Source organism: Brevibacterium album DSM 18261 (genome assembly GCF_000426445.1).
Classification (GTDB): Bacteria; Actinomycetota; Actinomycetes; order Actinomycetales; family Brevibacteriaceae; genus Brevibacterium; species Brevibacterium album.
In genome coordinates, this window is the sequence record NZ_KE384526.1 from 579,976 (window position 1) to 606,510 (window position 26,535).

Sequence of the window (26,535 nt, forward strand, 5' to 3'; positions counted from 1 at the left end):
GCGCGCTGACGCCGGGCGGCGGCCGGAAGCGCGCCGCCGGAACGGCAGTGAACCGACGGAACCGTAGCAAACCTCCGCCTCGCGGCTGTGCGCCTCCGCAACAGCGCGCTGGAGCGGTGGAACGCGGAGAAAGGGGTCGCGGACAGCCTCGCCCATGCGCACTTCGCGCTGTGGACAGACCGGGCCCGAACGTCCGGACACTGCAGCGGTGTGCTCGGGCCCGGCCCGCCACGCGACCGCAGCGTCCCTCCCGTGATGCGCAGCCGCGCTCTTCCTCCGCGGGGCGCACCGGAGGTCACAGGGTGCGCCAGGGCCCCTCGGGGATGCGCACGGACGTCTGTGGAGCGCAGACGCCGCGTCCACAGGTCTGTCGCGGGGCTCGCGGAGCACAGCCCCCGGCCCCAGGGTGGACGCATGTACAACTGCTTCACCGCCGCCAAGGCCGCACGGGCAGGCATCTCCGACCGGCAGCTGAGGACCGCGCGCACGTGCTGCCTCTCGCGCCCCGCCCGCGGGGTCTACTTCGTGGAGCTCAGATGCGCGAGACATCCGGCGTTCGCGATGTTCCTCGACGATGCGGAGCACCTCGAGCTCGGCGATGCGCTCAGAGCCTCGCCCGGGGACACGACGCTGCGCGCCAGGCACCTGGGCGGCCGGCACCTCGGCTATCTCCTCAACTGCGGTGCGCTCCGGCCGGACGATGTCATCGCGCTGCGCTCGGCAGCGCTCGTGCACGACCTGCCGCTGCTGTCGGTGCCCGAGTGCACAGCAGAGGTGCTCCATCCCACCGAGAGCCGGACCACACCTGGGATCGTCCGACGGCGCAGGCCCCTCAGCAGGGAGCAGGTGACGCAATGGGGCGGGCTCGAGGTGACGTCCCCGGGCCGCACGGTCCTGGACCTGGGCCACGACTCCGTCACTGGCGGCGTGATCGCCGCAGACGCGCTCCTGCGGAGAAGCGGAGCTGCGGAAGAAGGCCGGCGGCGGCTTCGCGAGTACGCCGAGGCCGATGCGCTGCTCGCCGCCAGCCGGCGGGTGAGGACGGTGCTCGACTGGTCGAACGGACTCGCAGAGAGCCCCGGCGAGAGCCTCCTCGTCGTGCATCTGCGGATCCTCGGCCTCACCGACTTCGAGCAGCAGGTCGAGCTCCGTTCCGCGTCGCCCCCGATGACCGTCCGTGTCGACGTCCTCCTGCGCGAGCACGGCATCGTGCTCGAGATGGACGGGCTCGTGAAGTACCGCGCGGAGAGCGCCGGCGGCTTCGCCCGGGACGGCGAGGTGCTCGTCCGGGAGAAGCTGCGCCAGCAGGCGATCGAGAACGCAGGATGCAAGGTCATCCGTCTGCTGTGGCGCGATGTCGTCGACGCGCAGCGCCTGCGACTCGCGCTTGCGGCACAGGGGCTGCACATCTGACGCCGCCGCGGGGGTGGCGCGCGGACGCGGCAGCGGCAACGGGGCGTGTGTGCACGGCACGCGCGGCAGCGCACACGCGGCGGCGGTACGCGCGGCAGCGGGGCCTGTGTGCGCACGGCACGCGCAGCGGCTTTCGCCGGAACGACACGCTGGAGCGTGTTGTTCCGGCGGGCGACGAAGGAGAAGCGGAGGCTGGCTGCCGTTCCGGAGGCTGACTGCCACTGCGGAGGCGGTGGCGGTCGGGGTTTGCAACCGGCTGTGAATGCGAAGGAGCGGCCCGCGTGCTCATGCACACGGGCCGCTCCTCCGTCGACCGGCTCGCTCAGCCCCGCGAGACCGGCTCAGCCGGACCTCAGCTGAAGGTGCCGAAGTCGTAGTCCTCGAGCGGGATGGCCGCTCCGGTGTCTGCGCCCAGCGGCGGGTAGAAGTCGCCGTAGGAGTTGGCGAACATCTCCTGCTTGGCCTCCTCGGTGGGCTCCACGACCATGTCGCGGAACTTGTGCATACCCGTGCCGGCCGGGATCAGCTTGCCGAGGATGACGTTCTCCTTCAGGCCCAGGAGCGGATCCGTCTTGCCCTCGAGCGCTGCCTGCGTGAGGACGCGCGTCGTCTCCTGGAAGGAGGCCGCGGACAGCCAGGACTCAGTCGCGAGCGACGCCTTCGTGATGCCCATGAGCTCATCACGGGCAGACGCGGGCTGACCGCCCTCCGCCACGACGCGCTTGTTCTCCTCCTGGTACCGGCCGCGGTCCACGAGATCGCCCGGCAGCAGCTTCGTATCGCCGGAGTCGATCACGGTGACGCGACGCAGCATCTGGCGCACGATGACCTCGATGTGCTTGTCGTGGATGCCCACGCCCTGCGCGCGGTACACCTTCTGCACCTCGTCCACGAGGAAGCGCTCGGCCTCCCGGCGGCCGCGGATGCGGAGCACCTGCTTGGGGTCGATGGCACCCTCGACGAGCTGCGCGCCGGCCTCGATCCGCTGCCCGTCCTCCACGAGGAGGCGGGTGCGGCGGCCCACCGCGTGCTCGATCTCCTCACCGCCGTCGTCCGGGACGACGATGACGTAGCGGGTCTTGCGCGAGTCGTCGACCTTGACCCGGCCCGATGCCTCCGCGATGGGTGCGAAGCCCTTGGGCGTGCGGGCTTCGAAGAGCTCCGTCACACGGGGCAGACCCTGCGTGATGTCACCGCCGCCGGCGGCCACACCGCCGGTGTGGAACGTCCGCATCGTCAGCTGCGTGCCGGGCTCGCCGATGGACTGCGCCGCGACCGTGCCGATCGCCTCGCCGATGTCCACGAGCTTGCCTGTGGCCATCGAACGGCCGTAGTGCATGCTCGAGATCTGCACGTCCGAATCCGCCGTGAGGACGGAGTGGACCTTGAGCTCCTCGATCCCGTTCGCCACCAGCAGGTCGATGACCTCGCCCGTGACGTCCGTCTTCGCCGGGACGATCACCTCGCCGTCGGCGCCGACCACATCGGCGACCGTGAGGCGGCCGTACACGCTGGTCTCCACGTGCTCGTGCGGCTCGAGGGTGCCGTCGGCGGCCCTCTGCGCCACAGGCAGGGTGATGCCCTTCTTCGAGTCCGTCTCCTCCGCGCGCACGATGACGTCCTGTGAGACGTCCACGAGGCGGCGGGTGAGGTAGCCGGAGTCCGCGGTCCTCAGCGCAGTGTCCGCGAGACCCTTGCGGGCGCCGTGGCTGGCGATGAAGTACTCGAGGACGGAGAGGCCCTCGCGGTAGTTCGACTTGATGGGACGCGGGATGATCTCGCCCTTGGGGTTCGTCACGAGACCGCGCATACCGGCGAGCTGGCGCACCTGCATCCAGTTGCCGGAGGCCCCCGAGTTGACGAGCCGGAGGACGGAGTTCTCCTCGGGGAAGTTCGCCTCCATCGCCTTGGACACCTGGTCCGTCGCCGCGTCCCACACCTTGACGAGCTCCGCGCGGCGCTCGTCGTCGGTGAGCGCACCGATCTCGTACTGTTCCTCGACCTTCGCCGCGAGGTCCTCAGCCGCGTCCAGCAGCTCCTTCTTGGACTCCGGCGCCACGATGTCGCTCATCGAGACGGTGACTCCGGACCGGGTCGCCCAGTAGAAGCCGGCAGCCTTGAAGTTGTCCAGGGTCTGCGCGGTCTCGACCTTGGGGTAGTTGTCCGCGAGGTGGTTGACGATCCCGGACAGGCCCTTCTTGTCCACCGTGCGGTTCACGTACTCGAACGCCTCCGGCAGGGTCTCGTTGAAGAGCGCCCGGCCGAGGGTCGTCTCGACGATCGCGGGCGTCCCCTGCTCCCAGCCCTCGGGCAGCACGAGGTCCGCGCCCGGCACGAGCCCGTCCAGACGCAGCCGGATCTTCGCGCCGAGGTCGAGCTCGCCGAGGTCGAAGGCCATCTGCGCCTCACCCATCGACGCGAACTCGCGGCCCTCGCCGGCCGCGCCGGTCCGCTCGCTCGTGAGGTGGTAGATGCCGATGATCATGTCCTGGCTGGGCATGGTCACGGGCTTGCCGTCGGAGGGCTTGAGGATGTTGTTCGAGGACAGCATCAGCACGCGGGCCTCGGCCTGGGCCTCGGTGGACAGCGGCAGGTGCACGGCCATCTGATCGCCGTCGAAGTCCGCGTTGAACGCGGAGCACACGAGCGGGTGGATCTGGATGGCCTTGCCCTCGACCAGCTGCGGCTCGAACGCCTGGATGCCCAGCCGGTGCAGCGTGGGCGCGCGGTTGAGCAGCACCGGGTGCTCGGTGATGACCTCTTCGAGGACGTCCCAGACCTGGCCGTGCTGCCGCTCGACCATGCGCTTGGCCGACTTGATGTTCTGCGCGTGGTTGAGGTCGACCAGGCGCTTCATGACGAAGGGCTTGAACAGCTCGAGCGCCATCGTCTTGGGCAGGCCGCACTGGTGCAGCGAGAGCGTGGGGCCCACCACGATGACGGAGCGGCCGGAGTAGTCGACGCGCTTGCCGAGCAGGTTCTGGCGGAACCGGCCCTGCTTGCCCTTGAGCATGTCGGACAGCGACTTGAGCGGACGGTTGCCCGGCCCTGTGACCGGACGGCCGCGGCGGCCGTTGTCGAACAGGGAGTCGACGGACTCCTGCAGCATCCTCTTCTCGTTGTTCACGATGATCTCGGGGGCGCCGAGGTCGAGGAGCCGCTTGAGGCGGTTGTTGCGGTTGATCACACGACGGTAGAGGTCGTTGAGATCGGAGGTCGCGAACCGGCCCCCGTCGAGCTGCACCATGGGGCGCAGGTCCGGCGGGATGACCGGGACGGCGTCGAGCACCATGCCCTCGGGCGAGTTGTCCGTGGTCATGAAGTCGTTGACGACCTTGAGGCGCTTGAGGGCCCGGGTCTTGCGCTGTCCCTTGCCGGTCTTGATCAGCTCGCGGAGCGTGTCCGCCTCGGACTCGAGGTCGAAGTCCCGCAGACGCTGCTGGATCGCCTGGGCGCCCATCGAGCCCGCGAAGTAGAGGCCGAAGCGGGCCACCATGTCGCGGTAGAGCGACTCATCGCCCTCGAGGTCCGAGACCTTGAGCGACTTGAACCGGTCCCACACCTTGTCGAGGCGGTCCATCTCGCGGTCCGCGGCCTTGCGGAGGTTGCCCATCTCCTTCTCGGCCTGGGTCTCGAGCTTCCGCTTCGCGGCGGCGGTCGCGCCCTCGGCCTCGAGGGACTTCAGGTCCTCCTCGAGCTTCTTGGCGCGGCGGTCGATGTCCGCGTCGCGGCGGTTCTCGATCTGCTTCCGCTCCACGTCGATCTGGTTCTGCAGGGTGGGCAGATCCCGGTGGCGCGACTCCTCGTCGACCCACGTGATCATGTAGGCCGCGAAGTAGATGACCTTCTCGAGGTCCTTCGGCGCGAGGTCGAGCAGGTATCCCAGGCGCGAGGGCACGCCCTTGAAGTACCAGATGTGGGTCACCGGAGCGGCGAGCTCGATGTGGCCCATGCGCTCGCGGCGCACCTTGGCGCGGGTCACCTCGACGCCGCAGCGCTCGCAGATGATGCCCTTGAAGCGGACGCGCTTGTACTTGCCGCAGGCGCACTCCCAGTCCCGGGTGGGACCGAAGATGCGCTCGCAGAAGAGGCCGTCCTTCTCCGGCTTGAGGGTGCGGTAGTTGATCGTCTCCGGCTTCTTGACCTCACCGTGGGACCAGCGGCGGATGTCGTCCGCAGTGGCGAGGCCGATGCGCAGCTCATCAAAGAAATTGACGTCAGGCACGTGATTCCTTATCTGTGTTCGTGACGGCCCGCAGGCCGTGACAAAAACTCTCTCGGTGGGTCAGACTTCCTCGACGGTGTTCGCCTCGTGGCGGGACAGATTGATGCCGAGCTCCTCGGCCGCGCGGAACACTTCCTCATCGGAATCGCGCATCTCGATCTGCATGCCGTCGGAGGAGAGGACCTCGACGTCCAGGCACAGGGACTGCATCTCCTTGATGAGCACCTTGAACGACTCCGGGATGCCGGGGTCGGGCAGGTTCTCGCCCTTGACGACCGCTTCGTAGACCTTGACGCGGCCGGGGATGTCGTCCGACTTGATGGTCAGCAGCTCCTGGAGGGTGTAGGCGGCGCCGTACGCCTCCAGCGCCCAGACCTCCATCTCGCCGAACCGCTGGCCGCCGAACTGGGCCTTTCCGCCGAGCGGCTGCTGCGTGATCATCGAGTACGGGCCGGTCGAGCGGGCGTGGATCTTGTCGTCGACCAGGTGGTGGAGCTTGAGCATGTAGATGTAGCCCACCGAGATGGGGTACGGGAACGGCTCGCCGGAGCGGCCGTCGAACAGCCGCGCCTTGCCCGACGCGTCGATGAGGCGATCGCCGTCGCGGTTGGGCTTGGTGCTGTCCATGAGCGTGCGCAGCTCTTCCCAGTGGGCGCCGTCGAACACCGGCGTCGCCACCTTGGTGCCCGGCTCGACGTCCGTGCGGAAGCCGTGCATCTTCTCCGCCCACTCCGGCAGCCCGTCGAGGTTCCAGCCCTGCTTGGCGATCCACCCGAGGTGGGTCTCCATGACCTGGCCGATGTTCATGCGGCGGGGCACGCCATGGGGGTTGAGGATGATGTCGACAGGGGTGCCGTCCTCGAGGAACGGCATGTCCTCCACCGGCAGGATCCGGGAGATGACGCCCTTGTTGCCGTGGCGGCCGGCCATCTTGTCGCCCACCGTGATCTTGCGGCGCTGGGCGATGTAGACGCGCACCATCTGGTTGACGCCGGGCGAGAGCTCGTCGTCGTCCTCGCGGTCGAAGACCTTGACCGAGATGACGGTGCCGTACTCGCCGTGCGGGACCTTGAGCGAGGTGTCGCGCACCTCGCGCGACTTCTCGCCGAAGATCGCGCGGAGCAGGCGCTCCTCCGGGGTCAGCTCCGTCTCGCCCTTGGGCGTGACCTTGCCGACGAGGATGTCGCCGTCGGTCACCTCGGCGCCGATGCGGATGATGCCGCGCTCGTCCAGGTCCGCGAGCGCGTCCGGGGCGATGTTCGGGATGTCGCGGGTGATCTCCTCGGCGCCCAGCTTGGTGTCGCGGGCGTCGACCTCGTGCTCCTCGATGTGGATCGAGGAGAGGGTGTCGTCCTGGACCATGCGCTGGGAGAGGATGATGGCGTCCTCGAAGTTGTAGCCCTCCCAGGACATGAAGGCCACGAGCAGGTTCTTGCCCAGCGCCATCTCGCCGTTCTCCGTGGCGGGGCCGTCGCCGAGCACGCTGCCGACCTCGACGCGGTCGCCCTCGTTCACCGTGATGCGCTGGTTGTACGAGGTGCCGTGGTTGGAGCGGCGGAACTTCTCCGCCTTGTAGACCTGCTGCGTGCCGTCGTCGTTCATGACGGTGACGTAGTCGGCGGAGACCTCGGTGACCGCACCGGGCTTCTCGGCCACGATGACGTCGCCGGCGTCCACCGCCGCGCGGTACTCCATGCCGGTGCCCACATAGGGGGACTCGCTCATGACGAGCGGCACGGCCTGCCGCTGCATGTTCGCGCCCATGAGCGCGCGGTTGGCGTCGTCGTGCTCGAGGAACGGGATGAGCGCCGTCGCGACGGAGACCATCTGGCGCGCGGAGACGTCCATGAAATCGATGTCGGAGACGGGGATGAGCTCCGCCTCACCGCCGCCGCCCTTGGGACGGGCCAGCACGAGGTCCTCGACGAAGCGGCCGCTGTCGTCGAGCGGCGCGTTGGCCTGCGCGATGTTGTAGTCGAGCTCGTCGTCGGCGTGCAGGTACTCGGTCTCGTCCGTGACGACCCCGTCGACCACCTTGCGGTAGGGCGTCTCGATGAAGCCGAACGGGTTGATCCGCGCGTACGAGGCCAGCGAGCCGATGAGGCCGATGTTGGGGCCCTCGGGGGTCTCGATGGGGCACATGCGGCCGTAGTGCGAGGGATGGACGTCGCGGACCTCCATGCCCGCGCGGTCGCGGGACAGGCCGCCCGGGCCCAGCGCGGACAGGCGGCGCTTGTGCGTCAGACCTGCCAGCGGGTTGTTCTGGTCCATGAACTGCGAGAGCTGGCTGGTGCCGAAGAACTCCTTGATCGCAGCCGTGACCGGGCGGATGTTGATGAGCGACTGCGGCGTGATCGCCTCGACGTCCTGCGTGGTCATGCGCTCGCGGACGACGCGCTCCATGCGGGACATGCCGGTGCGGACCTGGTTCTCGATCAGCTCGCCGACCGCGCGGATGCGCCGGTTGCCGAAGTGGTCGATGTCGTCGACGGCCACGCGGACCTCGAAGGGCTCGCCCTCGCGCACGCCGGGCAGGGTCTCCGTGCCCGCGTGCAGCGCCACGATGTAGCGGATCGTCGCGACGATGTCCTCGGTGGAGAGGACCGAGTCCGCCAGCGGGGCGTCGAGGCCCAGCTTCCGGTTGATCTTGTACCGGCCGACCTTGTCCAGGTTGTACCGCTTGGGGTTGAAGTACAGGTTGTTGAGCAGCGTGCGGGCGGCCTCGGTGGTCGCCGGCTCCGCCGGGCGCAGCTTGCGGTAGATGTCGAGCAGGGCCTCGTCCTGGGTCTCGACGGTGTCCTTGGCGAGCGTCTCGCGGATCGACTCGTACTCGCCGAACTCCTCGAGGATCTTCGACTCGGACCAGCCGAGGGCCTTGAGCAGCACCGTGACCGACTGCTTGCGCTTGCGGTCGAGGCGCACGCCCACCTGATCGCGCTTGTCGATCTCGAACTCGAGCCACGCACCGCGGGAGGGGATGATCTTCGCCGTGAAGATGTCCTTGTCCGAGGTCCGGTCCGGAGCCGACTCGAAATAGGCGCCGGGCGAGCGGACGAGCTGGGAGACGACGACGCGCTCCGTGCCGTTGATGACGAAGGTGCCCTGCGGGGTCATGAGCGGGAAATCGCCCATGAACACGGTCTGGGACTTGATCTCGCCCGTGGTGTTGTTCATGAACTCCGCTGTGACGTACAGCGGAGCGGAGTAGGTCATGTCCCGCTCCTTGCACTCGTCGATCGAGTACTTGGGCATCTCGAAGCGGTGCTCGCGGAAGGAGAGGGACATCGCACCGGCGAAGTCCTCGATCGGGGAGATCTCCTCGAACACGTCCTCGAGCCCGGCAGTGGTGGCGACCGAGTCGTCGCCCCGCTCCGTGGCCTCGATGACGCGGTCCTGCCAGCGCTCGTTGCCCACGAGCCAGTCGAAGCTGGCGGTCTGGAGCCCCAGGAGGTCCGGGACCTCGAGGGGCTCACGGATCTTCGCGAAGGAGATGCGCTCCGGCGGATTAGCGGTCTTCATGTTCTCGTTGGCGGCGGCCAATTGGATCCTTCCGGTATCACCTAATTGTCTCCGGCACGGCTGCCCGCCCCTCCGCCGTCCGAACCGAGCCGACGCCGACCCGGAGGGCGGGCACCGGCGCGTGCGGCCGGTGCGTGTCATCGGATCGTGCGGAATCGTCGAGGCTGGACCATGGCGCCGGGTCCAGCCCGGACTGCGCCCGAACCATCCCCGGGCGTCCCCGGACTGGGAGGAGCTCCGTCGACGCCCACCGCTATATGAAGGCACCACGAAGGCAGAGCAATGCAAATGTCTACTGTACCGGCGTGTCGCAAGGCGTGCAAGCCGGCTGTGGTAAGCTCGCTCACTTCCCGGAAACGCCCAGGTCAGAAGCCATGCGCCGCGGCGGAGCGCTCATTCCCTGCCGTCCGCTTCCCACACCACGGTGAAGGCGCGGGGGACGAACCCCGCCGCCCGGTTCACCGCGAGCATCGGCAGGTTCTCGACCGCGTTCCAGGTGCAGACCGCGGATATCTCGGGACGCAGCCGGCGCAGCTGCGCGGCGTTCGCGCGCTTGAGCGCGGTCGCGAAGCCCCGCCCCCGGGCCTCCGGGCGGACGACCGTGATCTCCTGGTGCGCCAGCGGGACCCCCGCCGTGTGCTCGAACACGGTGAACCCCAGCAGACGCCCGTCCTCCCGGTCCGCGAGCGCGGTGACGATCGCCTCGATGCCGGCAGCGCGCACTCCCTCATCCGTCCGCCGCACGCGCTCCTCGTCCCAGACCGCGGGCGTGAAGGCGGCACCGCCCAGCGGCTGGGTGGCCGAGAAGACGGTGCGGAGGTCCGCCATCTGGGCCCTGTGCTCCGGCGGCGTCTCACCGTGCCACTGCACGAAGTCGCAGCCCGCCGGCACCGGCGGGAGCTGCGCGGGGACCGCGGCCAGTTCCATCACGGAGAACCTCTCCATCTGGACCGCGCGGAAGCCCGCCTCGCGCATGAGCCGCACCTGGGGATCATCGGCGGGCACGGAGCCGGTTCCGGAGGCGACGGGAAGGAGTTCGCCGGCCTCCGCCTCGGCCTCGGTCAGCAGCCGGTATCGCGGACCGGGCCCGAGGCGCTCCGGGCTCCTCCGGGACGGCCCGTGCGCCTCCGCATCGGCCCGCTCCCCCGAGCCTGCGAGCGCCGGCCCGAGTCCCGCGGCCGAGAACAGCGGCTGCGGGGCGAACACGCAGTGCAGGGGGCGGCCCAGCTCGCGGGCACGGGCGCGGGCATCTGCGAGCACGGCTCCGTGGAGCACCGTGTCGAACTCCTCATCGCCCGGGCCGCCGGTGGCGGGATGCGCGCCTCGCGGCGGCACCAGCACCTCGATCTCGGCGAGCTCCAGGTTGTCGAGCAGAGGCATGTGCAGCATCCAGGCGCCTACGGGCGCCTCCTCGCCGCCGGCCCGGACGAGGGCGGCTTCTCTGTGCTGGTTCGCGTCCGCGGCCCAGCGCCGACGCCGCGTCTGCGCGGGCTCCGCCAGATCGGGTGTGCCGAGCTCCGCCGCACAGGTGGCGCGGTCGAGTGCTGCGAGGGCCTCGTGGAACGTCGCGTGCGCGGCCTCCTCCTCGGGCAGGAGCCTCTCCCCCGAGGCGTCATCGCCGGGCAGATCGGCGGAGCGGAGGAAGCGCAGTGCCGGTTGCGTCATGGTCCGAGCGTAGCGGGGCACGAGCTGCGAGGACAGACCGCCCGGGCTTCGGCGACGGCCGCGCAGCGCCGGGTCGGCAGAGGCCCCGAACGGCGGCAGTGCGAGAATGGCCCCATGCCCGCCGCCCCGCACCCCTCCGTCCACGTCCTCTCCTCCGACCCCGTGCGCCTCAACTCGACCCTCGTGACCGGGGCCGAGACCGCCCTGCTGATCGACACGGGCGCCGGTCCCGCACACGCCGCGCGCATCCTGGCGGCCGTCCGGACGCTCACGGACCTCCCCCTCATCGTCGCCAACACGCACGACCACTGGGACCACTTCTTCGGCAACGCCCTCTTCGCGGAGTCAGGGGTCACGGAGTTCCTCGCCTCGCCGGCATTCGTCCGGGACTGCGCCGGCTCCGCCTGGCTCCAGCACGCAGAGGCCTCCGAGTACGAGCTCGCACTGCCCGCCCCGGAGCACCTGCTCGTGGACATGACGGCCGTGCAGGACGGCGACACGCTCGATCTGGGCGGGGGCGAGGCGGAGTTCCTCGTCCTCTCCGGGCACACGGACACGGACCTCGCCGTGCGCGTCGGGCCGGTCGTCATCACGGGCGACCTTCTGGAGGAGGGCGCTCCCCCGGCGATCGGCGCCGAGGCGACCCCCGTCGCCTGGACGCGCTCGCTCGCGCGCCTGCTGGCGCTGCCGGGGGCCGATGTCTTCGTGCCCGGACACGGCCGGCCCGTCGGCAGGGCCTTCGTGCAGACGCAGCTCACCGACCTCGCCGCCTTCGCCGCGGACGAGACCGAAGAGACCGAACTGCCGGCGCGGTTCGCGGCTGACCCGCCGCACGGCGAGGCACCCGGGCACGCGGAGGGCGGGGCGAGCGGCCGGACGTCATTCGGGGTTCGCATCACGCGGGTGGTCTGACAGGGGCGCACCGTGGCGATCACGGGCCCTGGCAGCCGTGTGCCGCCGACATGCGCGGGACGACCTTCCCGGAATCGACGAAGGCCCCCGTCCCGTTCGGGACGAGGGCCTTCGTGAGCGAAGCGCCTCTGCGGTGCGGCGCGCGATTCAGCCCCGAGGGGCCGGGCGCACGCCGCCCGCAGCGGAGATCACTTGAGGGTGACGGTGGCGCCGGCGCCCTCGAGGGCCTCCTTGGCCTTCTCCGCTGCGTCCTTGGCGACGCCCTCGAGGACGGCTGCCGGAGCGCTGTCGACGAGGTCCTTGGCCTCCTTGAGGCCGAGCGAGGTCAGTCCGCGGACCTCCTTGATGACCGGGACCTTCTTCTCGCCGGCCGACTCGAGGACGACGTCGAACTCGGTCTGCTCCTCGGCAGCGGCCTCACCGGCACCGCCGGCGGCGGGAGCGGCGACAGCTGCGACGGGGGCAGCGGCCTCGACCTCGAAGGTCTCCTCGAACTGCTTGACGAAGTCGGAGAGCTCGATGAGCGAGAGCTCCTTGAAAGCCTCGATGAGCTCTGCCGGGGTGAGCTTAGCCATAGTGGCTGTCCTTCCGTTAGTGGTCGCGCTCAGTCAGCGCGGCCTGAGGGGGTATGGGGTGTCAGGCTCAGGCGTCGGACGCCGGCGCCTCGTCGGCGCCGCCGTTCTTCTCGCGCAGAGCATCGACGGTTCGCACGGCCTTGACCAGCGGGGCGGTGAACATGTAGGCAGCCTGGTAGAGGCTTGCCTTCATGGCGCCGGCTGCCTTGGCAAGCAGCACCTCGCGGGACTCAAGATCGGCGAGCTTGTTGATGTCCTCAGCGGACAGGGCGGAGCCTTCGAAGACACCGGCCTTGATGATGAGCTGAGGATTCGCCTTGGCGAAGTCACGCAGAGCCTTCGCGGCCTCGGAGGGCTCGCCCTTGACGTACGCAATGGCGGTGGGGCCATTGAGGTGTCCGTCGAAGGCGTCGATCCCTGCTTCCTTGGCAGCGATGGCGGTCAGCGTGTTCTTCACCACGGCGTAGGTCGCGTTCTCGCCCAGAGCGCTGCGCAGATTCTTCATCTGCGCAACGGTGAGCCCGCGGTACTCGGTCAGCACGGCGGCGTCGGAGGACTCAAGCTCCTGCTTGATCTCCGCGACCGCGGCTGCCTTGTCAGGCCTCGCCATGGCATTCCTTTCGTCTGTGTCGGCGCCCCGGACGCATGAGAAAAGCGCCTCACGCACAGGCATGAGACGCTCACTGGGTTCGCAGTGCTCTCGCACCGACAGAAAGGTCATCACCTGCGCGGGCCACTCTCATGAGTCTTCGTCCGCAGGCACCCTCCTCGAGGAGCAGGGCATCCGCAGAGACCGACGGTCTTGGGCAGTCACCCACTGTACGCGCACCGGCACCCCAGCGCAAAGTCTGGCCCGCGAGGCCTGCGTCACAGCGCGAGGCCGCCCCCGAGCGGCCGCGCCGGCCTCGCGGCACCGGTCCGCGGTCCCACGCCTCACCGCTAGGCTGGTGCGATGCACGAAGTCCAGGACCTCGTCCTCAGTCTGGTGGGCTCCCCCTGGCTCTATCCCGTCTTCGCCTGCGCCATCGCCGTCTCCGCGGTGATCCCGCCGGTCCCGTCCAGCGCGCTCATCGTGGCCCTGGGCGCCGTCAACGCGCACACCGGGAACCCGGACTTCCTGCTCGTCCTGCTCTGCGGCACCGCGGGCTCCGTCCTCGGCGACCACGTCCTCTACCTGCTGGGACAGCGCCGCGACTTCCGCCGCTGGCCCGTCGTCCGCTCCGAGTCGAGCGCGCGGCGCCTCGACGCGCTCTCCACCCGCCTCGCGGAAGGAGGCGTGCTCATCAGCATCGTCTCGCGCTTCATCCCGCTGGGCCGCACGCTCATCTCGCTCCTCGCAGGCGGGGAGTCCATGGAGCTCGACCGCTGGTTCCGGCTCACGCTCACTGCCGGCGCGATCTGGACGGCGTACTCGGCGGCGTTCGGGTGGCTGTCTGCCCGCTGGCTGCCGCTGCCCATGTGGGCCGCCGTGGGCATCGCGATCGGCGGCTCGCTCCTGCTCAGTCCGCTCCTCTCCCGCCTCAGCGAACGGCTGGTCCACAGTCGCTGAGCAGGCCCCCGCCGAGGCTTTCAGCGCGCCTGCTCGCCCCTGTCGGTGCCGATGAGCTCGACGAGGTCGCCGCCCACCGCGCCGAACAGCGTGCGCGCCCACACGCTGTCCCCCTGGACGTACGGGACCCCGTCCTCGAGCAGCCATGCCGGCTCCCGTCCCGCGCGCAGATCGGCGGCGCAGTCGGCGCACACCGGGATGCGCGCGCCGCGGTGTCCCTCCACGGGTGCATCGGCCACGGACGCCGACCGGCCGTGGCCGGGATCGACCACGCACAGCCGGGCCGGATCCTCGGCCCTCCGGCGGCCGCTGCCGAGCGCCCGCCTCCCGCCCGTCGCCTCGACCTCGGCGATGTCGTGCGCCGCGGTGCGCAGCAGCACGAGCGCACCCGAGAGGTCCGCACGGCTCGCAGCCGGGTCGTCGACGATCCGGCCCGCGAGCGCGTATGCGTCGAGCCCGTGGGTCACCCGGGCGGACAGCTCCGGGGCGAGGCTCACGGTGTCGAGCTCGGACAGCCGGCGCGCGATGTCGAGGCTGTCCGCCGAGAGCTCCCGGCGCATCTCCTCGCGCCTGACCCGCGAGGCGCTGCGGAGGAGGGAGGCGGGCAGCTCGTACCGGGGCACCGGCTTCCGCCGCCGGCGGCGCACCCCGAAAGCGACGGCGATCGCGACCGCGAGCACGAGCGGCACCATCACGAGGGCGTAGACGAGGTCCGTGCCCAGGCCGACGTACTCCGTGCGCGGGGCCGGTGCCGGGGCGTGCTCCAGGCCCGTGCTGTGCTCGGTCACCTCGAAGTCCTCGTCCGCGAGCGAGTCCAGCACGCCCTGCAGCCGGCTCACGCCCTCATTGCCCGTGCCCGAACCCCGGTCGCCGGCCTCGATGCGCTGGTGCACCTCGCGGCTGAGCTCCGCGTCGTCGAGCTCCACCTTGCTCGTGACGAAGGAGCTGCCCGGCTCGACGATGAGGTAGACGCCCTCCTCCGCGCCCAGCTGACCGTGCACGAGGGTGGCAAGGTCGAGGTCGCGCTGGTCCCTGCCCGTGACGATCGCGTACACGGGCCAGTCGACGGCCGCGGCCTTCGCCTCGAGCTCCTCGCGGGCGGCCTGCGGCACGAGGTACTCCGCCTCGGGATCGATCCACACCTGGCCGCTCTCCAGCCCGGCCGCGATCTCACCGGCGTACTCCAGCGGTGTCATGACTGCTTCCCCTTCTCGCTCCTGGCATGGCGCACACCGCGGATGAGGGCACCGGCGATCCCGCCGACCGTCACCGCGCCGAGGGCCCCGATGAGCGCGCCCTTCGCCCAGTTGCCCACGGGATAGCCCATGACGGTGGGACCGAGCGGCGGCTCCTCCGCGCTCCCCCGGTCCTCGTGGGTCACGGGGGCGGCCGCCGGGTCCGGGGCCAGCCGGGCGTCGAGGTCCGCGACCTCCCGCTGTGCGTCCCGCAGACCCGTGTGCTCGCCCGTCGTCGACCAGCCGGGGTCGCTGCGGGCGCCGTTCTCGCGCATGTCGTAGCGGTACTCGTCCCACGGCCTCCACGAGTCCGCGTACTCGGGCAGGGCCATGCCCGAGGCCGCCGTGGCGTTCTCCGTCTCGTAGACGGCGATCACCGCGCCGGGTTCGGCGAGCTCGGCCGCGATGCGGGCGGTGAAGACCTCGGGGGAAGCGGAGCCGTCCGTGTCCGAGGACTGCAGCACCGCGACGGACACGTGCTCGGCCTCCCCTGCGGCCTCCGCGAGGGCCGCGAGCTGCCCCTGGTCCAGCGCCGGCTCCAGCAGCGGGTCCACGTGGAATCCGGTCTCGTCCAGCTGCTCCGCGATCTCCTGCGGACGGGTCCGGTCGTAGTCGGCCTGCGTCTCCGGCCCCTGCTGAGGCTCGAACAGGCGCGGCTCCTCGTACTCGTGGATGACGACGGACGCGGCACCGCCCAGCACCGCGGAGAGGACGATGAGGATCCCGGCCGCGAGGCCGCGGAAGAGCGCCTCTCCCCTCCCCATTCCGTGCACGCCCGCCGGATCGGCTCCGGCGGTCGCATGGGAGGACCGCCGCGCTCCGGCGGTGAGCGCCGCGACACCTGCCGGTGCGGCTCCGCCTCCGGACGGCTGGGCGGCGACGACCTCGCTCAGGGATGACAGCGTACCGAGGCCGCAGCGGGCATAGGCGTCGTCGAGCTCCCAGTACGGGACGGGCGCACCCGCCCCTCTGCGCCGGCCGGGCACCATGAGGGCGCGCGGAGGCTCGCCTGCGGCATCCCGCCGCCGGCAGTCCCGGCAGGCGGGCACGTCGAAGGCCCCGGTGCCGCGGCCCCGTGCATCGAGCCGCACCGTCCCGACCGCCCTGCCGTGGAAGGGGTCGAAGAAGCACAGCGGCGAGAGCACCGGCTGCGCCCCCGCCCTGCGCTGTTCGGCCAGCTGTGCATCCAGTGCGCGGAGGGCCGCGGCCTCGGTGACCGGCACATGCTCCGCGCACGCCTGCTGCGCCTCTGCCGGGCTCAGCTGCGGGTCAGCCAGGGACGGGGCCGCCGCCAGGATGCGGGCGACGAGCTGTGCACGCGCGCGGCCGAGGTCCTCCGGGTTCCCCGCCTCCGCCGGATCGGGCAGCTGCGGCGATGCGTGCAGGGCGGACATCAGCCGCTTCGCCTGCCCGCTGCCGAGCGTGCTGGGCACGACCGCGTCCTCGGCGGCCAGGGCCCCCCCGCTCCGCCCTGCTTCTCCGGGCGATCGCCCAAGCGACCGCCGCGGCGCCGCCCACCGCCACCGTGCTGGCCACGAGGCCGTCGGCGCCGCCGGGCGTGTGGGTCTCGAAATAGCGGCCCGTGCCGGCCTCGATCCGCCGGGACACGTAGTCGCCGAGGCTGGGCGGGTCCGCGCTCCGCAGCCAGGCCTGCCCCGCGGCCGCCGCATACTCGACATAGGGCTCGGGGCGCACCCTGAAATCGGCCTCGATCTCGAGCGCCTCCCCCAGGCGGAACAGCCGGTCGCTCACACCGCGCGCACCGACCGCGTGCACCGCGGGATCAGGGGTGGCGCCGTCGGCGGCGAAGGCCGCGAGCACGCCCTCGCCGTCCGCGAACAGCTCCGCGGCCGCGCGCTGCATGACGTCGACGGGGTAGGTGACGTTCTGCCCCGTCGCAGGCGCCGGGAGCCCGTAGTGCACGAGCACGGCGACGGGCACGGAGGCGGTCTCCGCCGCCGCCCGCACCTTCGCGGCGAAGCCGGCGGGGAGCCATGCTGCCAGTCCCGGGTCCACGGCGAGGCCGGTGCGGCGCAGATCAGCGCCGTAGAGCTCGAGCAGCGCCGCCGCGGCGGCCTGCGTGCGCGCGGGGTCGAGGGAGCCGTCCTCGGCGGGAGGCGCATAGGAGGCCTGCGGTGAGGGCGCGGTCATGCACGTCAGTATCCCAGAGCGGGACAGCGCCCGAGGCGCACACGGGTGTCAGCTCCGGCACACGGCCGACGGCCCTCGCCGGAGACGACACCGGCCCCCTCCGCTGTGGGGCGGAGGGGGCCGGTGCGGGCCGAGCTGCTGCTCAGCCGGCTGCGATCACGCGCGCAGAGCGGCGACGTCCAGGGGGACGCCGGGGCCGTTCGTGGTCGTGACGGTCGCCTTGGTGATGTAGCGGCCCTTCGACGAGGACGGCTTGAGGCGGTTGACCTCTTCCAGGGCGGCGTCGAAGTTCTGCTGCAGCTGCTCAGCGGAGAAGGAGGTCTTCCCGATGATGAAGTGCAGGTTCGAGTGCTTGTCGACGCGGAACTCGATCTTGCCGCCCTTGATGTCGGACACGGCCTTGGCCACGTCCATGGTGACGGTGCCGGTCTTGGGGTTGGGCATGAGGCCGCGGGGACCCAGCACCTTGCCCAGACGGCCGACCTTGCCCATCATGTCCGGGGTCGCGACGGCTGCATCGAAATCGGTGAAGCCGCCGGCCACCTTCTCCAGCAGGTCATCGGAGCCGACGTAGTCGGCACCTGCCTCGCGAGCGGCCTCCGCCTTGTCACCGGCGGCGAAGACGAGGACCGTGGCCGTCTTGCCGGTGCCGTTGGGGAGGTTGACGGTGCCGCGCACCATCTGGTCGGCCTTGCGGGGGTCGACGCCCAGGCGCAGGGCCACCTCGACGGTGGCGTCGAACTTCGCCACGGAGGTGTCCTTGGCCAGGGTGATCGCCTGTGCCGGCTCGTAGTGCGTGTCTGCCGCGATCTTCTCGGCAGCGGCCCTGTAGGCCTTTGAGCGCTTTGCCATCTGCTTCTTCTCCTAGCAGTAGTGGTGCGGGTCGCGCAGACCCTGCCACAGTGGGTGAGGTGAGCGGGGCTCAGGCCTCGACGTCGGTGGTGATGCCCATCGAGCGAGCGGTGCCCGCGATGATCTTGGTCGCGGCCTCGATGCTGTTCGCGTTGAGGTCGGGCTGCTTCATCTCCGCGATCTCGCGCACCTGGTCCGCGGACAGGTGTCCGACCTTCGCGGTGTGCGGCGTCGCCGAGCCGGACTTCACGCCTGCGGCCTTCTTGATGAGCTCAGCCGCCGGCGGGGTCTTCGTGATGAAGGTGAAGGAGCGGTCCTCGTAGACGGTGATCTCCACGGGGATGACGTTCCCCCGCTGCGACTCCGTCGCGGCGTTGTACGCCTTGCAGAACTCCATGATGTTGACGCCGTGCTGACCAAGCGCCGGGCCGATCGGAGGAGCCGGGTTGGCGGCGCCTGCCTGGATCTGCAGCTTGATCAGACCGGAGACCTTCTTCTTGGGAGGCATGTTCGGTCCTTTTCTTCCGTGTTGCCGTGACCCGCACGCATCTCGCGCGGGACGGGTCCGGTCCGACCCCTCCGATGCGGAGCCGAACCAAACCCCACCAGTATTCCACGGAAGAGCACCCGGTCGCGAATCCTGTGAGGAACCGCACCAGGTGCTCTGCACGCGGACTGGATGGTCCGTAGGGGGCGCTGCGCCCCGGGGAGCGGCCGGAGGCCGCGGGGACTCAGATCTTCGCGACCTGGTCGAAGCCCAGTTCGACGGGCACATCGCGCTCGAAGATCGACAGGAGCACCGTGAGCTTCTGGGTCTCCGGGCGGATCTCCTGGATGGTCGCGGGGTGCCCCTCGAAGGAGCCCTCCTTGACGAGGACGGACTCGCCGACCTCCCATTCCACGACGTACTCGGCCTGCTCGCCGGAGCCGGACTCGGTGCGGCCCTTCTCCGCCGCAGCCTCGGCCTGCTTCTCCTCGAAGACCGGCTGCAGCATCTGGAAGACCTCGTCGACCGTGAGCGGCACAGGATCGTAGGCGTTGCCCACGAACCCCGTGACTCCGGGCGTGTGGCGCACGAGGCCCCAGCTCTCGTCGGTGAGCTCCATGCGCACGAGGACGTAGCCGGGGATGCGCACGCGGCGGACCTGCTTGCGCTGTCCGTTCTTGATCTCGACCACGTCCTCCATCGGGACCTGGACCTCGAAGACGAACTCCTCCATGTTGAGGCTCACCGCACGCGACTCGATGTTGGCCTTCACGCGGTTCTCGTAGCCGGCGTAGGAGTGGATGACGTACCAATCGCCCTCCTGCATCCGCAGCTCGGACTTGAAGTCCTCCGCAGCGGCCTCGGCGGGATCGATCTCGGAGACCTCGTCCGCGGAGACCTCGGAGTCATCCTGGGGGGCCTCGGCGGGAGCGTCCACGCCGCCTGCGGCCTCTGCCTCGGGAGCTTCGGCCTCAGCGGCCGGGGAGTCGACGGGGGCCGACGAGTCGAGCGCCTCCTCGAACTCCGAGTTCAGCTCTTCCGGGGTGGATTCGGACACGTGGTCTCCTCTTGCGATTGATGCGATGCGCTGGGACGGATGCGTGAGCGGTGGGGGCTCCGCCGCCGGATCAGAAGAGCGGCGTCCCCGCGAAGACCCACCCGGCCAGCCTGCCGAAGGCGAAGTCGAGGCCCGTCACGAGGAGCATCATGATCGCCACGAAGGCGAGGACCACGAGCGTGTAGTTGACGAGCTCCTTGCGCGTCGGGGTGATGACCTTCTTCAGCTCCGCGATGATCTCGCGGATGTAGCGGAGGAACCGGCCGAAGACACCGATCTTCTTGCCCTCAGCAGGGGCGGAGGACTCAGCCACGCAACCTCACTCACTCCTCGGCTTCCCACCCTGACCTGCGTGGCCCGGGTGAACGAGCAGGGGTGACAGGACTCGAACCTGCAACCTACGGTTTTGGAGACCGTTGCGCTACCAATTGCGCCACACCCCTTCAGCGGCGAGTGATCGCCGCCGAGGAAAGAGCATACACGGTCCGCGCGGCTCACGTCGAACCGAGCTCGGACCGCGCTCGGGGAGGGGCCGCAGAGGCTCCCGCCGGCCCGATCCGCCCGCGCTCCCCCTACTCGGCGCCGCCCTGCTCGGGCTCCACCTCGACGAGGGGGCGCGGCTGCGGGAACGGCAGCCACTCTGAGAACTCGACGCTCTGATCCATGCCCACCGTCACGTACTGGACGTCGATGGGCGCACCCGTGCGGCGGTCCACGCGGATGACGGACATCTCCGCCTGCATCTTGAGCGGTCCCGGGGTGAGCGCGTCCGCGAGCGCCCCGCCCGTCGTCGAGCCGACCGTGCGGACGCCGCGACCCCACTGCTCCGGCTCCACCCTGCGGTGCCAGTGGCCGTGGAAGGCGTAGTCGGAGCAGCCCTGGCTCAGGGCCGGCTCCGCATGGCGGGCGTCGTGGATGACGAGCAGGTCCTCGTCCGCGGCACAGGCCTCGCGGGCCACTCGCGCGGCGAACTCCTCACCCGTCTCCCCGCGTTCGAGGACGTCGCCGCTGGGGAAGACCGTGCGGCGGGGATCGGCATCGCCGAGGAGCGTGAGCCCGGCCGCCTCGACCGGTTCGCCCTCGAGCACCGTCCAGCCCACCTCCCGCGCGCGCTGCGCCGTGTCCTCGGAATCGTGGTTGCCCTTGACGAACACCGTGGGCACCCCTTCGGGCACCGCCCGGGCGAGGGAGTCGACGCAGACGTTCTCCGCCTCCGTGCCGGTCATGGTGATGTCCCCGCCGTCCACGTGCAGGTCCGCGCCCGTCCACGCGATGAGGTCGCCGATGGTCCGCGACATGCCGGTCTGGCAGTGGATGTCGCTCGTCCACACGAGGGTCGCGATGTCCTCGGGCTCCGCCTCCGCTGCGGGCTCGTCCGCCGCGTCGCGATCGTCGGCGCGGGCACCACCGGCACCGGCGGGACCGGCCGCGGCGCCGCCTGCGCCATCGGGTTCCCCGGGATCGGCCTCACCGGCTCCGGCGCCGCTTCCGGGACCGGTGTCCGCCTGTTCCTCAGGCGCGGGATCGGCCCCATCGGCGCCCGCCCCGTCCGGCGCCGGGGGATCGGCCTCCCCGGCCTCGGGCGCTAGGGCAGGCACCTCGCCGGGGCCGGGACCCAGCAGGCCCGACTCCCCGCTGCGCCAGCGGGGGCTGAGCGGGCGCTCGGGCCAGGCTGCCGCCAGTTCCGCCCGCACGCCGCTGTAGAACTCGTCCGTGTCAGCGAGCATGTCCGCCACCGTCTGCGCGGCTTCGTCCACGACACCGGAGAGCCTCCCGGTCACCTGCGCCCCGGCCAGGGGGGTGCCCTCGAACACGGGATCGGCGCGCACGATCCGGTCCCGGTCGACGGGCACGGCGGCGGCACCCAGCACCATCGCCGCGACCACCGCCGAGGCGCCGAGCCGCACGTGCGGCGGCACCTGCACCAGCCGGGCGGTGAGAGGGCCGTCACTCGCGGAGGGCACGACGGCGAGGAGCCCGTGGCGCCGCGGGCCCCCGAACAGGATGCGCACCGCACCACCCGCCAGGAACAGTCCGCCGCCGAGGAGGACCGTACGCAGCGCGACGTCCTCGAGGAGGGCCCGGACGACCGCACGCGCCTGCGCCTCCGGATCGGCGAAGAGCGCGGCGTAGGCGGCGGCGTCTCCGCCGAGGGCGTCGACGGTGGAGTCCTCCATGCCGTATTCGGCGGGGATCTCGCCCACTGCGATGTGCACGCCGAACCGTCCGGGCAGCAGCTCTCCCGCCGGCAGCACGAGCGAGCCGAGCGGGCCGAAGTCCGCCTCCAGCGCTCCGTCCGTGGTCACCGAGTACACGGCCTCGTGGGGGCCGAAGGTCGATTCCGCACGCGCCGTGAGCACCGCCGCCGGCAGCGCGATGAGGAGGCAGAGGAGCAGGGCCAGAGCCCACCCGGCCCAGGCGCGCAGGCGCGTCCTCCGGGCACGGGTGCCTCCGGGCTCCCCGCGGAATCGTCCGGACGGCTCCGGCGCCCGCGTGGTGAGCACGTGCGCCGTTCGCCGGCTGCCGCTCCGGCCTGGGGTCATAGGGTCAGACCCACGAGGTTGGGCTCGGGCTCCATCCGTATGCCGAAGGTCCGCTCGACGCCGTCGCGGATGTGCGCGGCGAGCCGGACGATGTCCGCGGCGCGGGCGGTGCCGCGATTGGTGAGCGCGAGCGTGTGCTTCGTCGACAGCCCCGCACGTCCCCCGTCCAGGGCGAATCCGCGGCCGAAGCCGGCGTGCTCGATGAGCCAGGCCGCCGAGGTCTTCACGAGCCCCGGATCGGCCTCTCCCGTGTGTGGATCGCGCACCGGATACGCCGGGGCTCCCTCCGGCAGCACGCTCTCAGGGGCTGGACGGACACCGCTCCCATCCGCCGGCAGCGGCAGGATGGGATTCGTGAAGAAGCTGCCGGCGGACCACGTGTCGTGGTCCGCGGGATCGAGCACCATGCCCTTCGAGGCGCGGAGGGCGATGACGGCCTCCCGCACCTGCGCCACGGGCACCCTGTCGCCGAGCTCCGCCCCGAGGGCCGCGGCGAGCTGTCCGTAGCGCACGGACGCCGCTGCCCCGGCGCCGCCGCGCAGTGCGAACGTCACCGAGAGCACGACGTAGCGGACGAGTCCGAGTTCGGCGGCCGAGCGCTTGAGCAGGGACGTCCGGTAGCCGAAGCCGAGCTCCGCGGGCAGGAACTCGCGCTCGCGGCCCGTGAGGCGATCGAAGGCGCGGAGCGAGACGAGCGTGTCCGCCACCTCGGCGCCGTAGGCCCCCACGTTCTGCACGGGCGAGGCGCCCACGGAGCCGGGGATGCCGGAGAGGGCCTCCAGGCCGGAGAGGCCGCGCTCGACGGATTCGGCCACGAGGTCGTCCCAGACGTGCCCGGCCTGTGCGGTGACGAGCACGCACCCGGGGTCCGCCTCGTCCGTGCGCCAGGCGAGACCGCGCGTGCGGATGAGGCACGCCGGACCAGGGAAGCCCTCGTCGCCGATGAGCAGATTGGAGCCACCCGCGACGAACAGGGAGTCCGGCTCCTCGCTCCGCGGCCCGGGCGAGGACAGCGGGTGCGCGCGCGCGAATTCGATGAGCTCGGCCTCTGTGGCGGCCTCCGTGAGGCTCTCCGCGGGACCGCCCACCCGGAACGTCGTGAGCGCGGCCAGGTCCGGCCGTTCGGCCGGGGTCACCGCAGGCGGACCTTGACCTGCGTGCGGCCGAGGACCTTCTCTCCCGCCGAGGCGACCTCGAGGTCGAGGCGGACGATGCCGGCGTCTGCGTCGATCGCGCCGACGGCGGCCGTGAGGTCCAGCTGCGCGGTGGGCGCGCTCGGCGGCCCGGACTCCGCATCCGGCACGACGACCATCGAGGTGAAGCGCGTGCGGGCGTCCGCGATCGCGCCCGGGTCGCCGGCCCAGTCCGTCACCTTCGCCAGCACCGAGCCCATCGTGAGCATGCCGTGGGCGATGACGTCGGGCAGGCCCACCTCCCGGGCGTAGCGCTCGTTCCAGTGGATGTGGTTGTGGTCGCCCGAGGCGGCCGCATAGGCGATGAGGTCCGCGCGGGAGACGGGCACCGCGGTCTCGATGACGCGCTCCCCCACCTCCAGGTCCGCGAGGGCGGGACGTGCTGCGTGCTCAGCGGTCATGGTCTGCTCCCTCACTTCTCGCCGCGGACGACGATGGTCGATGTGACGGTGACGACGAGGTCGCCGGACTCCGCATCGGAGAGCTCCGTGCGGGTCGTGATCATGGCGTTGCCGCCCGCCTCCCGGAGGCCGTCCACGTGCGTGGTGGCGGCCAGGCGGTCTCCGGCGACGACGGGGCGCACGTACTCGAACTGCTCCTGCCCGTGGACCACGCGCGAGTAGTCGATGCCGGCCTCCGGGCTGGAGATGTAGATCCCCTCGCAGCGCTGCGAGGGGATGACGGGGAAGGTGGCGGGCGCGACGACGTCCGCGTAGCCCAGTCCCCGCGCGGCCTCGGCGTCGAAGTGCGCGGGGTTCTCGGCACCCACCGCCCGGGCGAACTCCGCGATCGCCTCGCGGCTCACCTCATAGGGCTGGGGCAGGGAGTACGAGGCTCCCTGCAGTTCGGTATTCACGGCCATGTGTGCGCCTCCTGGGGTGCGTCCGACACCGGTTTCTCGTGTGCCCGGACAGTGTATCGACGGACCCGGACACAGCGCGAAGGCGCGGCGCGAGGACGCTCAGCGCGGCGCCCTGCCGCGGAGCATGGAGCGGGCGAACTCCACCACGACGGGCTTCGGCGGCCCCTCGAAGGCCGGGACCAGATCGACGACGGGCACGTCGAGAGCGGCGGCGATCGCAGCCAGCGTCGACACGCGCGGGTTCGCCGGCCGCTGCGCATCGCGCGCCGAGGAGCGACCGGACTCGATGAGGGCGAGGTGGTTGCGGGTGAGACCCGAGGCGTGGGCGAGATCCTCCTGCGACAGCCCCGCGGCACGGCGCCGGGTGCGGATGGCCGCGCCGAGGACGCGCGCCTCCTCCGCAGTCCAGGCTGCGGCCCCGTCCACTTCGCTCACCGGGGAAGTATCACCGCGGAGGACCTCTCTACACTGCCCTTTATAAGTGGAATATCGCGAGAGCGCCGGCCTCAGTCGTTCGGTGCCTCCGACCGCCCTGTTCGCCCTGACCGGGCGCCGCCCCTCATGCGCGCAGCTCGAGGCTCCCCGCCGGCTGTTCGCTCCGAGTCCGCACGCGCAGCCACCGCATCCGGTGGGCCCGCGCCCGCCGTCTCCGCATCTGCCCGTCCGGGTCTCACGGCGAACTCCGGGCCTTCCCGCACCGGAGGCTCGGATGCGTGGACGAGAATCCTGCCATGCCGGACACAGCCGCGGACGTGGTGCTGCTCGCAGGCGTGCCCGGAGCCGGCAAGACCCACACGGCCAGGACCGTCGCAGCCATGCGCCCGGATGTGCGCATCGCGGATCCCGAGCCGCTGAGGACGAGGATCGCCGCGCACGTCCCCGGCCTGCCGTACAGGGCGTGGAGGCCAGTGCTCCACGCCCTCGCGCACATCGCGGCGAGCGCGCAGCTCCTGAGAGCGGGATCATCGCCGCTCGTCGTCCACGACACCGGCACCCGCACCTGGTCGAGGCGCCTGTTCCTCTGCGCAGCCGCACTCCGCGGGCTGCGGACGGCGGCGGTCTTCATCGACGCGGGCAGGGCCGAGGCGCTCGCCGGTCAGCGGGCCCGCCGGCGCCTCGTGCGGCCCCGGGCCTTCGCGCGGCACTGGCGGCGCTGGGAGGCGCTGCGCACACGCCTGGCCGCGGGTCTCCCGCCCTCGGCGCACGAAAGGTGGGGAGAGGTCCGCCTCGTCACGCGCGAGGAGGCCCCGCAGGCCGTGATGAACCTCCTCGCGGCGGACCGCCGGAGGAGAGCGCCGCAGTGAGCGCCGCGCTGAGCGGAGACACCGCGGTGAGCGGAGGCGGAGCGAACCTGGAGAGAGCAGAGCCGGCCCGGCCCGACTACCCCTCCTGCGGCGCCATCAGCCGCCGCAGGAGGATGCGCTCCCCCAGGGTCCACGCCGTGGACGTCATGAGGTAGAGGGCGGCTGCGAGCGGGACGAACAGGGCGATGACGGCGGTCATGAAGGGCATGAAGCTCATCGCCCGCATGAGACCGCGCATGTCCGGGACTGCGGGCCCGGAGCCCCCGGTCCGGGGATCTGCCTGCGGCCGGACGTCCCCGGCCTGTTCGAGCTGCGGCATGAGCACCCGGCGTGAGAAGTGCGCGACGACGACGATGACCGCGACGATGACCAGATAGGCCAGGACCGTCGTCGCAGTCAGCCCTCCGCCGCCGAGGATCCCGGCGAAGCCCGTGCCCAGTTCGACGCCCATGAAGGTCTGCGTCAGCAGGGGATTGGGCACGCCGTCGATCGAAGGCACGACGAACAGGCCGTAGATCGCCATGAGCACCGGCATCTGGGCGAGAGCCGGCAGGCACCCGGCGGCCGGGGATGCCCCCTCCTCGGAGTAGAGCTCCAGCGTCTTCCGCTGCAGCACCTCACGCTGCCCGCCGTAGCGCCTCTGGAGTTCGCCAAGACGCGGGGCGAGGCGCTCTCGGGTCAGCGCAGCCCTCATCTGCGAAACGCCCACGGGGACGAGGAGAAGCCTGACCAGCACGGTCAGCAGCACGACGGCGAGAGCGGTGCTCACGTCACCGACCGACGGCGCGAGCAGATCACTCAGGTGGGTCAGCGACCACTCTGCGATCCGGATGAGGAAGGCGATGGGCGGGAAGGCATAGATGTTCATGTGCGGAGTCCTCCGGCTCGGGCGCAGTCCGCACCTGCGCAGCGCGAGCGGAGAGCCCTCCGGCGTCAGCGGAAGCAGATGCGACGGCGTGTCGGGTGCCCTGCGGGCACGGGATGCCGTGTGCG

The 26,535-nt window shown here is 71.1% G+C and carries 21 protein-coding genes and 1 tRNA gene; 4 read left to right on the top strand and 18 right to left on the bottom strand.

Translation table 11 applies throughout. From position 1 onward, the window contains the following. Positions 1–414 precede the first annotated feature (414 nt). On the top strand, positions 415–1,413 hold the full coding sequence (locus tag K318_RS0116290) for a hypothetical protein (RefSeq protein WP_029090270.1): 999 nt from the start codon (positions 415–417) through the stop codon (positions 1,411–1,413). A 352-nt stretch (positions 1,414–1,765) separates the two neighbouring features. Here the strand turns inward: K318_RS0116290 and K318_RS0116300 are convergent, their stop codons facing one another. The 3 genes from K318_RS0116300 to K318_RS23970 all read right to left on the bottom strand — a co-directional run bounded on the left by K318_RS0116300 (position 1,766) and on the right by K318_RS23970 (position 10,822). After that, the gene (locus K318_RS0116300) at positions 1,766–5,638 is read right to left on the bottom strand and encodes a DNA-directed RNA polymerase subunit beta' (protein ID WP_029090271.1); all 3,873 of its coding nucleotides are present in this window, start codon (positions 5,636–5,638) and stop codon (positions 1,766–1,768) included. Between the two features lie 60 nt (positions 5,639–5,698). Continuing rightward, positions 5,699–9,157: a DNA-directed RNA polymerase subunit beta gene (rpoB, locus tag K318_RS0116305; protein WP_084500414.1), complete on the bottom strand. Its 3,459-nt coding sequence runs from the start codon at positions 9,155–9,157 to the stop codon at positions 5,699–5,701. Positions 9,158–9,550: 393 nt separating this feature from the next. Then, positions 9,551–10,822, bottom strand: a complete 1,272-nt coding sequence (locus K318_RS23970; RefSeq protein WP_029090273.1) for a GNAT family N-acetyltransferase — start codon at positions 10,820–10,822, stop codon at positions 9,551–9,553. A 114-nt stretch (positions 10,823–10,936) separates the two neighbouring features. Between K318_RS23970 and K318_RS25080 the strand changes: the two genes are divergently transcribed. Continuing rightward, positions 10,937–11,734 (top strand): MBL fold metallo-hydrolase, encoded by a 798-nt coding sequence (locus K318_RS25080; protein WP_051298127.1) that lies wholly within the window; start codon positions 10,937–10,939, stop codon positions 11,732–11,734. A 188-nt stretch (positions 11,735–11,922) separates the two neighbouring features. Here the strand turns inward: K318_RS25080 and rplL are convergent, their stop codons facing one another. Together rplL and rplJ are read right to left on the bottom strand one after the other, a co-directional pair. Beyond that, positions 11,923–12,309: a 50S ribosomal protein L7/L12 gene (gene rplL, locus K318_RS0116320; protein ID WP_029090274.1), complete on the bottom strand. Its 387-nt coding sequence runs from the start codon at positions 12,307–12,309 to the stop codon at positions 11,923–11,925. A 67-nt stretch (positions 12,310–12,376) separates the two neighbouring features. After that, a complete protein-coding gene (gene rplJ / locus K318_RS0116325; RefSeq protein WP_029090275.1) occupies positions 12,377–12,919 on the bottom strand; it encodes a 50S ribosomal protein L10 in 543 nt (180 codons plus the stop codon). A gap of 342 nt (positions 12,920–13,261) precedes the next feature. On the opposite strand from rplJ, the gene K318_RS0116330 reads away from it, so the two are divergent. Then, positions 13,262–13,858 (top strand): DedA family protein, encoded by a 597-nt coding sequence (locus K318_RS0116330; RefSeq protein ID WP_029090276.1) that lies wholly within the window; start codon positions 13,262–13,264, stop codon positions 13,856–13,858. A 20-nt stretch (positions 13,859–13,878) separates the two neighbouring features. Here the strand turns inward: K318_RS0116330 and K318_RS23975 are convergent, their stop codons facing one another. From K318_RS23975 to K318_RS25085, 12 genes are all read right to left on the bottom strand, one after another. Then, complete coding sequence (locus K318_RS23975) at positions 13,879–15,054, bottom strand: hypothetical protein (protein WP_051298128.1); 1,176 nt, start codon at positions 15,052–15,054, stop codon at positions 13,879–13,881. Next, on the bottom strand, positions 15,051–16,526 hold the full coding sequence (locus K318_RS0116340; protein WP_169721485.1) for a hypothetical protein: 1,476 nt from the start codon (positions 16,524–16,526) through the stop codon (positions 15,051–15,053). The genes K318_RS23975 and K318_RS0116340 overlap by 4 nt, the downstream gene beginning before the upstream one ends. An 874-nt stretch (positions 16,527–17,400) precedes the next feature. After that, positions 17,401–18,096, bottom strand: a complete 696-nt coding sequence (gene rplA, locus K318_RS0116350; RefSeq protein ID WP_029090279.1) for a 50S ribosomal protein L1 — start codon at positions 18,094–18,096, stop codon at positions 17,401–17,403. A 70-nt stretch (positions 18,097–18,166) separates the two neighbouring features. Beyond that, the gene (gene rplK, locus K318_RS0116355; protein ID WP_029090280.1) at positions 18,167–18,604 is read right to left on the bottom strand and encodes a 50S ribosomal protein L11; all 438 of its coding nucleotides are present in this window, start codon (positions 18,602–18,604) and stop codon (positions 18,167–18,169) included. A 223-nt stretch (positions 18,605–18,827) separates the two neighbouring features. After that, a complete protein-coding gene (gene nusG / locus K318_RS0116360) occupies positions 18,828–19,640 on the bottom strand; it encodes a transcription termination/antitermination protein NusG (protein ID WP_035282190.1) in 813 nt (270 codons plus the stop codon). Between the two features lie 70 nt (positions 19,641–19,710). Further along, a complete protein-coding gene (secE, locus tag K318_RS0116365) occupies positions 19,711–19,953 on the bottom strand; it encodes a preprotein translocase subunit SecE (protein WP_029090282.1) in 243 nt (80 codons plus the stop codon). Between the two features lie 57 nt (positions 19,954–20,010). Continuing rightward, a tRNA-Trp gene (locus K318_RS0116370) sits at positions 20,011–20,083 on the bottom strand. A 129-nt stretch (positions 20,084–20,212) separates the two neighbouring features. Next, positions 20,213–22,144, bottom strand: coding sequence for a metallophosphoesterase family protein (locus tag K318_RS23980; protein ID WP_051298129.1), 1,932 nt, complete (start codon positions 22,142–22,144; stop codon positions 20,213–20,215). A 35-nt stretch (positions 22,145–22,179) separates the two neighbouring features. Further along, positions 22,180–23,319: a UDP-N-acetylmuramate dehydrogenase gene (locus K318_RS0116380; RefSeq protein WP_029090283.1), complete on the bottom strand. Its 1,140-nt coding sequence runs from the start codon at positions 23,317–23,319 to the stop codon at positions 22,180–22,182. Next, the gene (locus tag K318_RS0116385) at positions 23,316–23,777 is read right to left on the bottom strand and encodes a MaoC/PaaZ C-terminal domain-containing protein (RefSeq protein WP_029090284.1); all 462 of its coding nucleotides are present in this window, start codon (positions 23,775–23,777) and stop codon (positions 23,316–23,318) included. The genes K318_RS0116380 and K318_RS0116385 overlap by 4 nt, the downstream gene beginning before the upstream one ends. 11 nt (positions 23,778–23,788) lie before the next feature. After that, positions 23,789–24,238: an FAS1-like dehydratase domain-containing protein gene (locus K318_RS0116390; RefSeq protein ID WP_029090285.1), complete on the bottom strand. Its 450-nt coding sequence runs from the start codon at positions 24,236–24,238 to the stop codon at positions 23,789–23,791. A gap of 99 nt (positions 24,239–24,337) precedes the next feature. Further along, positions 24,338–24,673, bottom strand: a complete 336-nt coding sequence (locus tag K318_RS25085) for a helix-turn-helix transcriptional regulator (protein WP_035282192.1) — start codon at positions 24,671–24,673, stop codon at positions 24,338–24,340. Between the two features lie 296 nt (positions 24,674–24,969). On the opposite strand from K318_RS25085, the gene K318_RS22680 reads away from it, so the two are divergent. Further along, positions 24,970–25,542: an AAA family ATPase gene (locus tag K318_RS22680; protein WP_156914083.1), complete on the top strand. Its 573-nt coding sequence runs from the start codon at positions 24,970–24,972 to the stop codon at positions 25,540–25,542. A gap of 76 nt (positions 25,543–25,618) precedes the next feature. Here the strand turns inward: K318_RS22680 and K318_RS0116405 are convergent, their stop codons facing one another. Beyond that, on the bottom strand, positions 25,619–26,410 hold the full coding sequence (locus K318_RS0116405; RefSeq protein ID WP_029090286.1) for a YidC/Oxa1 family membrane protein insertase: 792 nt from the start codon (positions 26,408–26,410) through the stop codon (positions 25,619–25,621). Between the last annotated feature and the right edge of the window lie 125 nt (positions 26,411–26,535).

Coding starts and splice junctions, on each gene's coding strand:
- K318_RS0116290 (WP_029090270.1), top strand. CDS start 415: ATGTACAACTGCTTCACCGCCGCCAAGGCCGCACGGGCAGGCATCTCC.
- rpoB (WP_084500414.1), bottom strand. CDS start 9,157: ATGAAGACCGCTAATCCGCCGGAGCGCATCTCCTTCGCGAAGATCCGT.
- K318_RS23970 (WP_029090273.1), bottom strand. CDS start 10,822: ATGACGCAACCGGCACTGCGCTTCCTCCGCTCCGCCGATCTGCCCGGC.
- K318_RS25080 (WP_051298127.1), top strand. CDS start 10,937: ATGCCCGCCGCCCCGCACCCCTCCGTCCACGTCCTCTCCTCCGACCCC.
- rplL (WP_029090274.1), bottom strand. CDS start 12,309: ATGGCTAAGCTCACCCCGGCAGAGCTCATCGAGGCTTTCAAGGAGCTC.
- rplJ (WP_029090275.1), bottom strand. CDS start 12,919: ATGGCGAGGCCTGACAAGGCAGCCGCGGTCGCGGAGATCAAGCAGGAG.
- K318_RS0116330 (WP_029090276.1), top strand. CDS start 13,262: ATGCACGAAGTCCAGGACCTCGTCCTCAGTCTGGTGGGCTCCCCCTGG.
- K318_RS23975 (WP_051298128.1), bottom strand. CDS start 15,054: ATGACACCGCTGGAGTACGCCGGTGAGATCGCGGCCGGGCTGGAGAGC.
- rplA (WP_029090279.1), bottom strand. CDS start 18,096: ATGGCAAAGCGCTCAAAGGCCTACAGGGCCGCTGCCGAGAAGATCGCG.
- rplK (WP_029090280.1), bottom strand. CDS start 18,604: ATGCCTCCCAAGAAGAAGGTCTCCGGTCTGATCAAGCTGCAGATCCAG.
- K318_RS0116385 (WP_029090284.1), bottom strand. CDS start 23,777: ATGACCGCTGAGCACGCAGCACGTCCCGCCCTCGCGGACCTGGAGGTG.
- K318_RS0116390 (WP_029090285.1), bottom strand. CDS start 24,238: ATGGCCGTGAATACCGAACTGCAGGGAGCCTCGTACTCCCTGCCCCAG.
- K318_RS22680 (WP_156914083.1), top strand. CDS start 24,970: ATGCCGGACACAGCCGCGGACGTGGTGCTGCTCGCAGGCGTGCCCGGA.
- K318_RS0116405 (WP_029090286.1), bottom strand. CDS start 26,410: ATGAACATCTATGCCTTCCCGCCCATCGCCTTCCTCATCCGGATCGCA.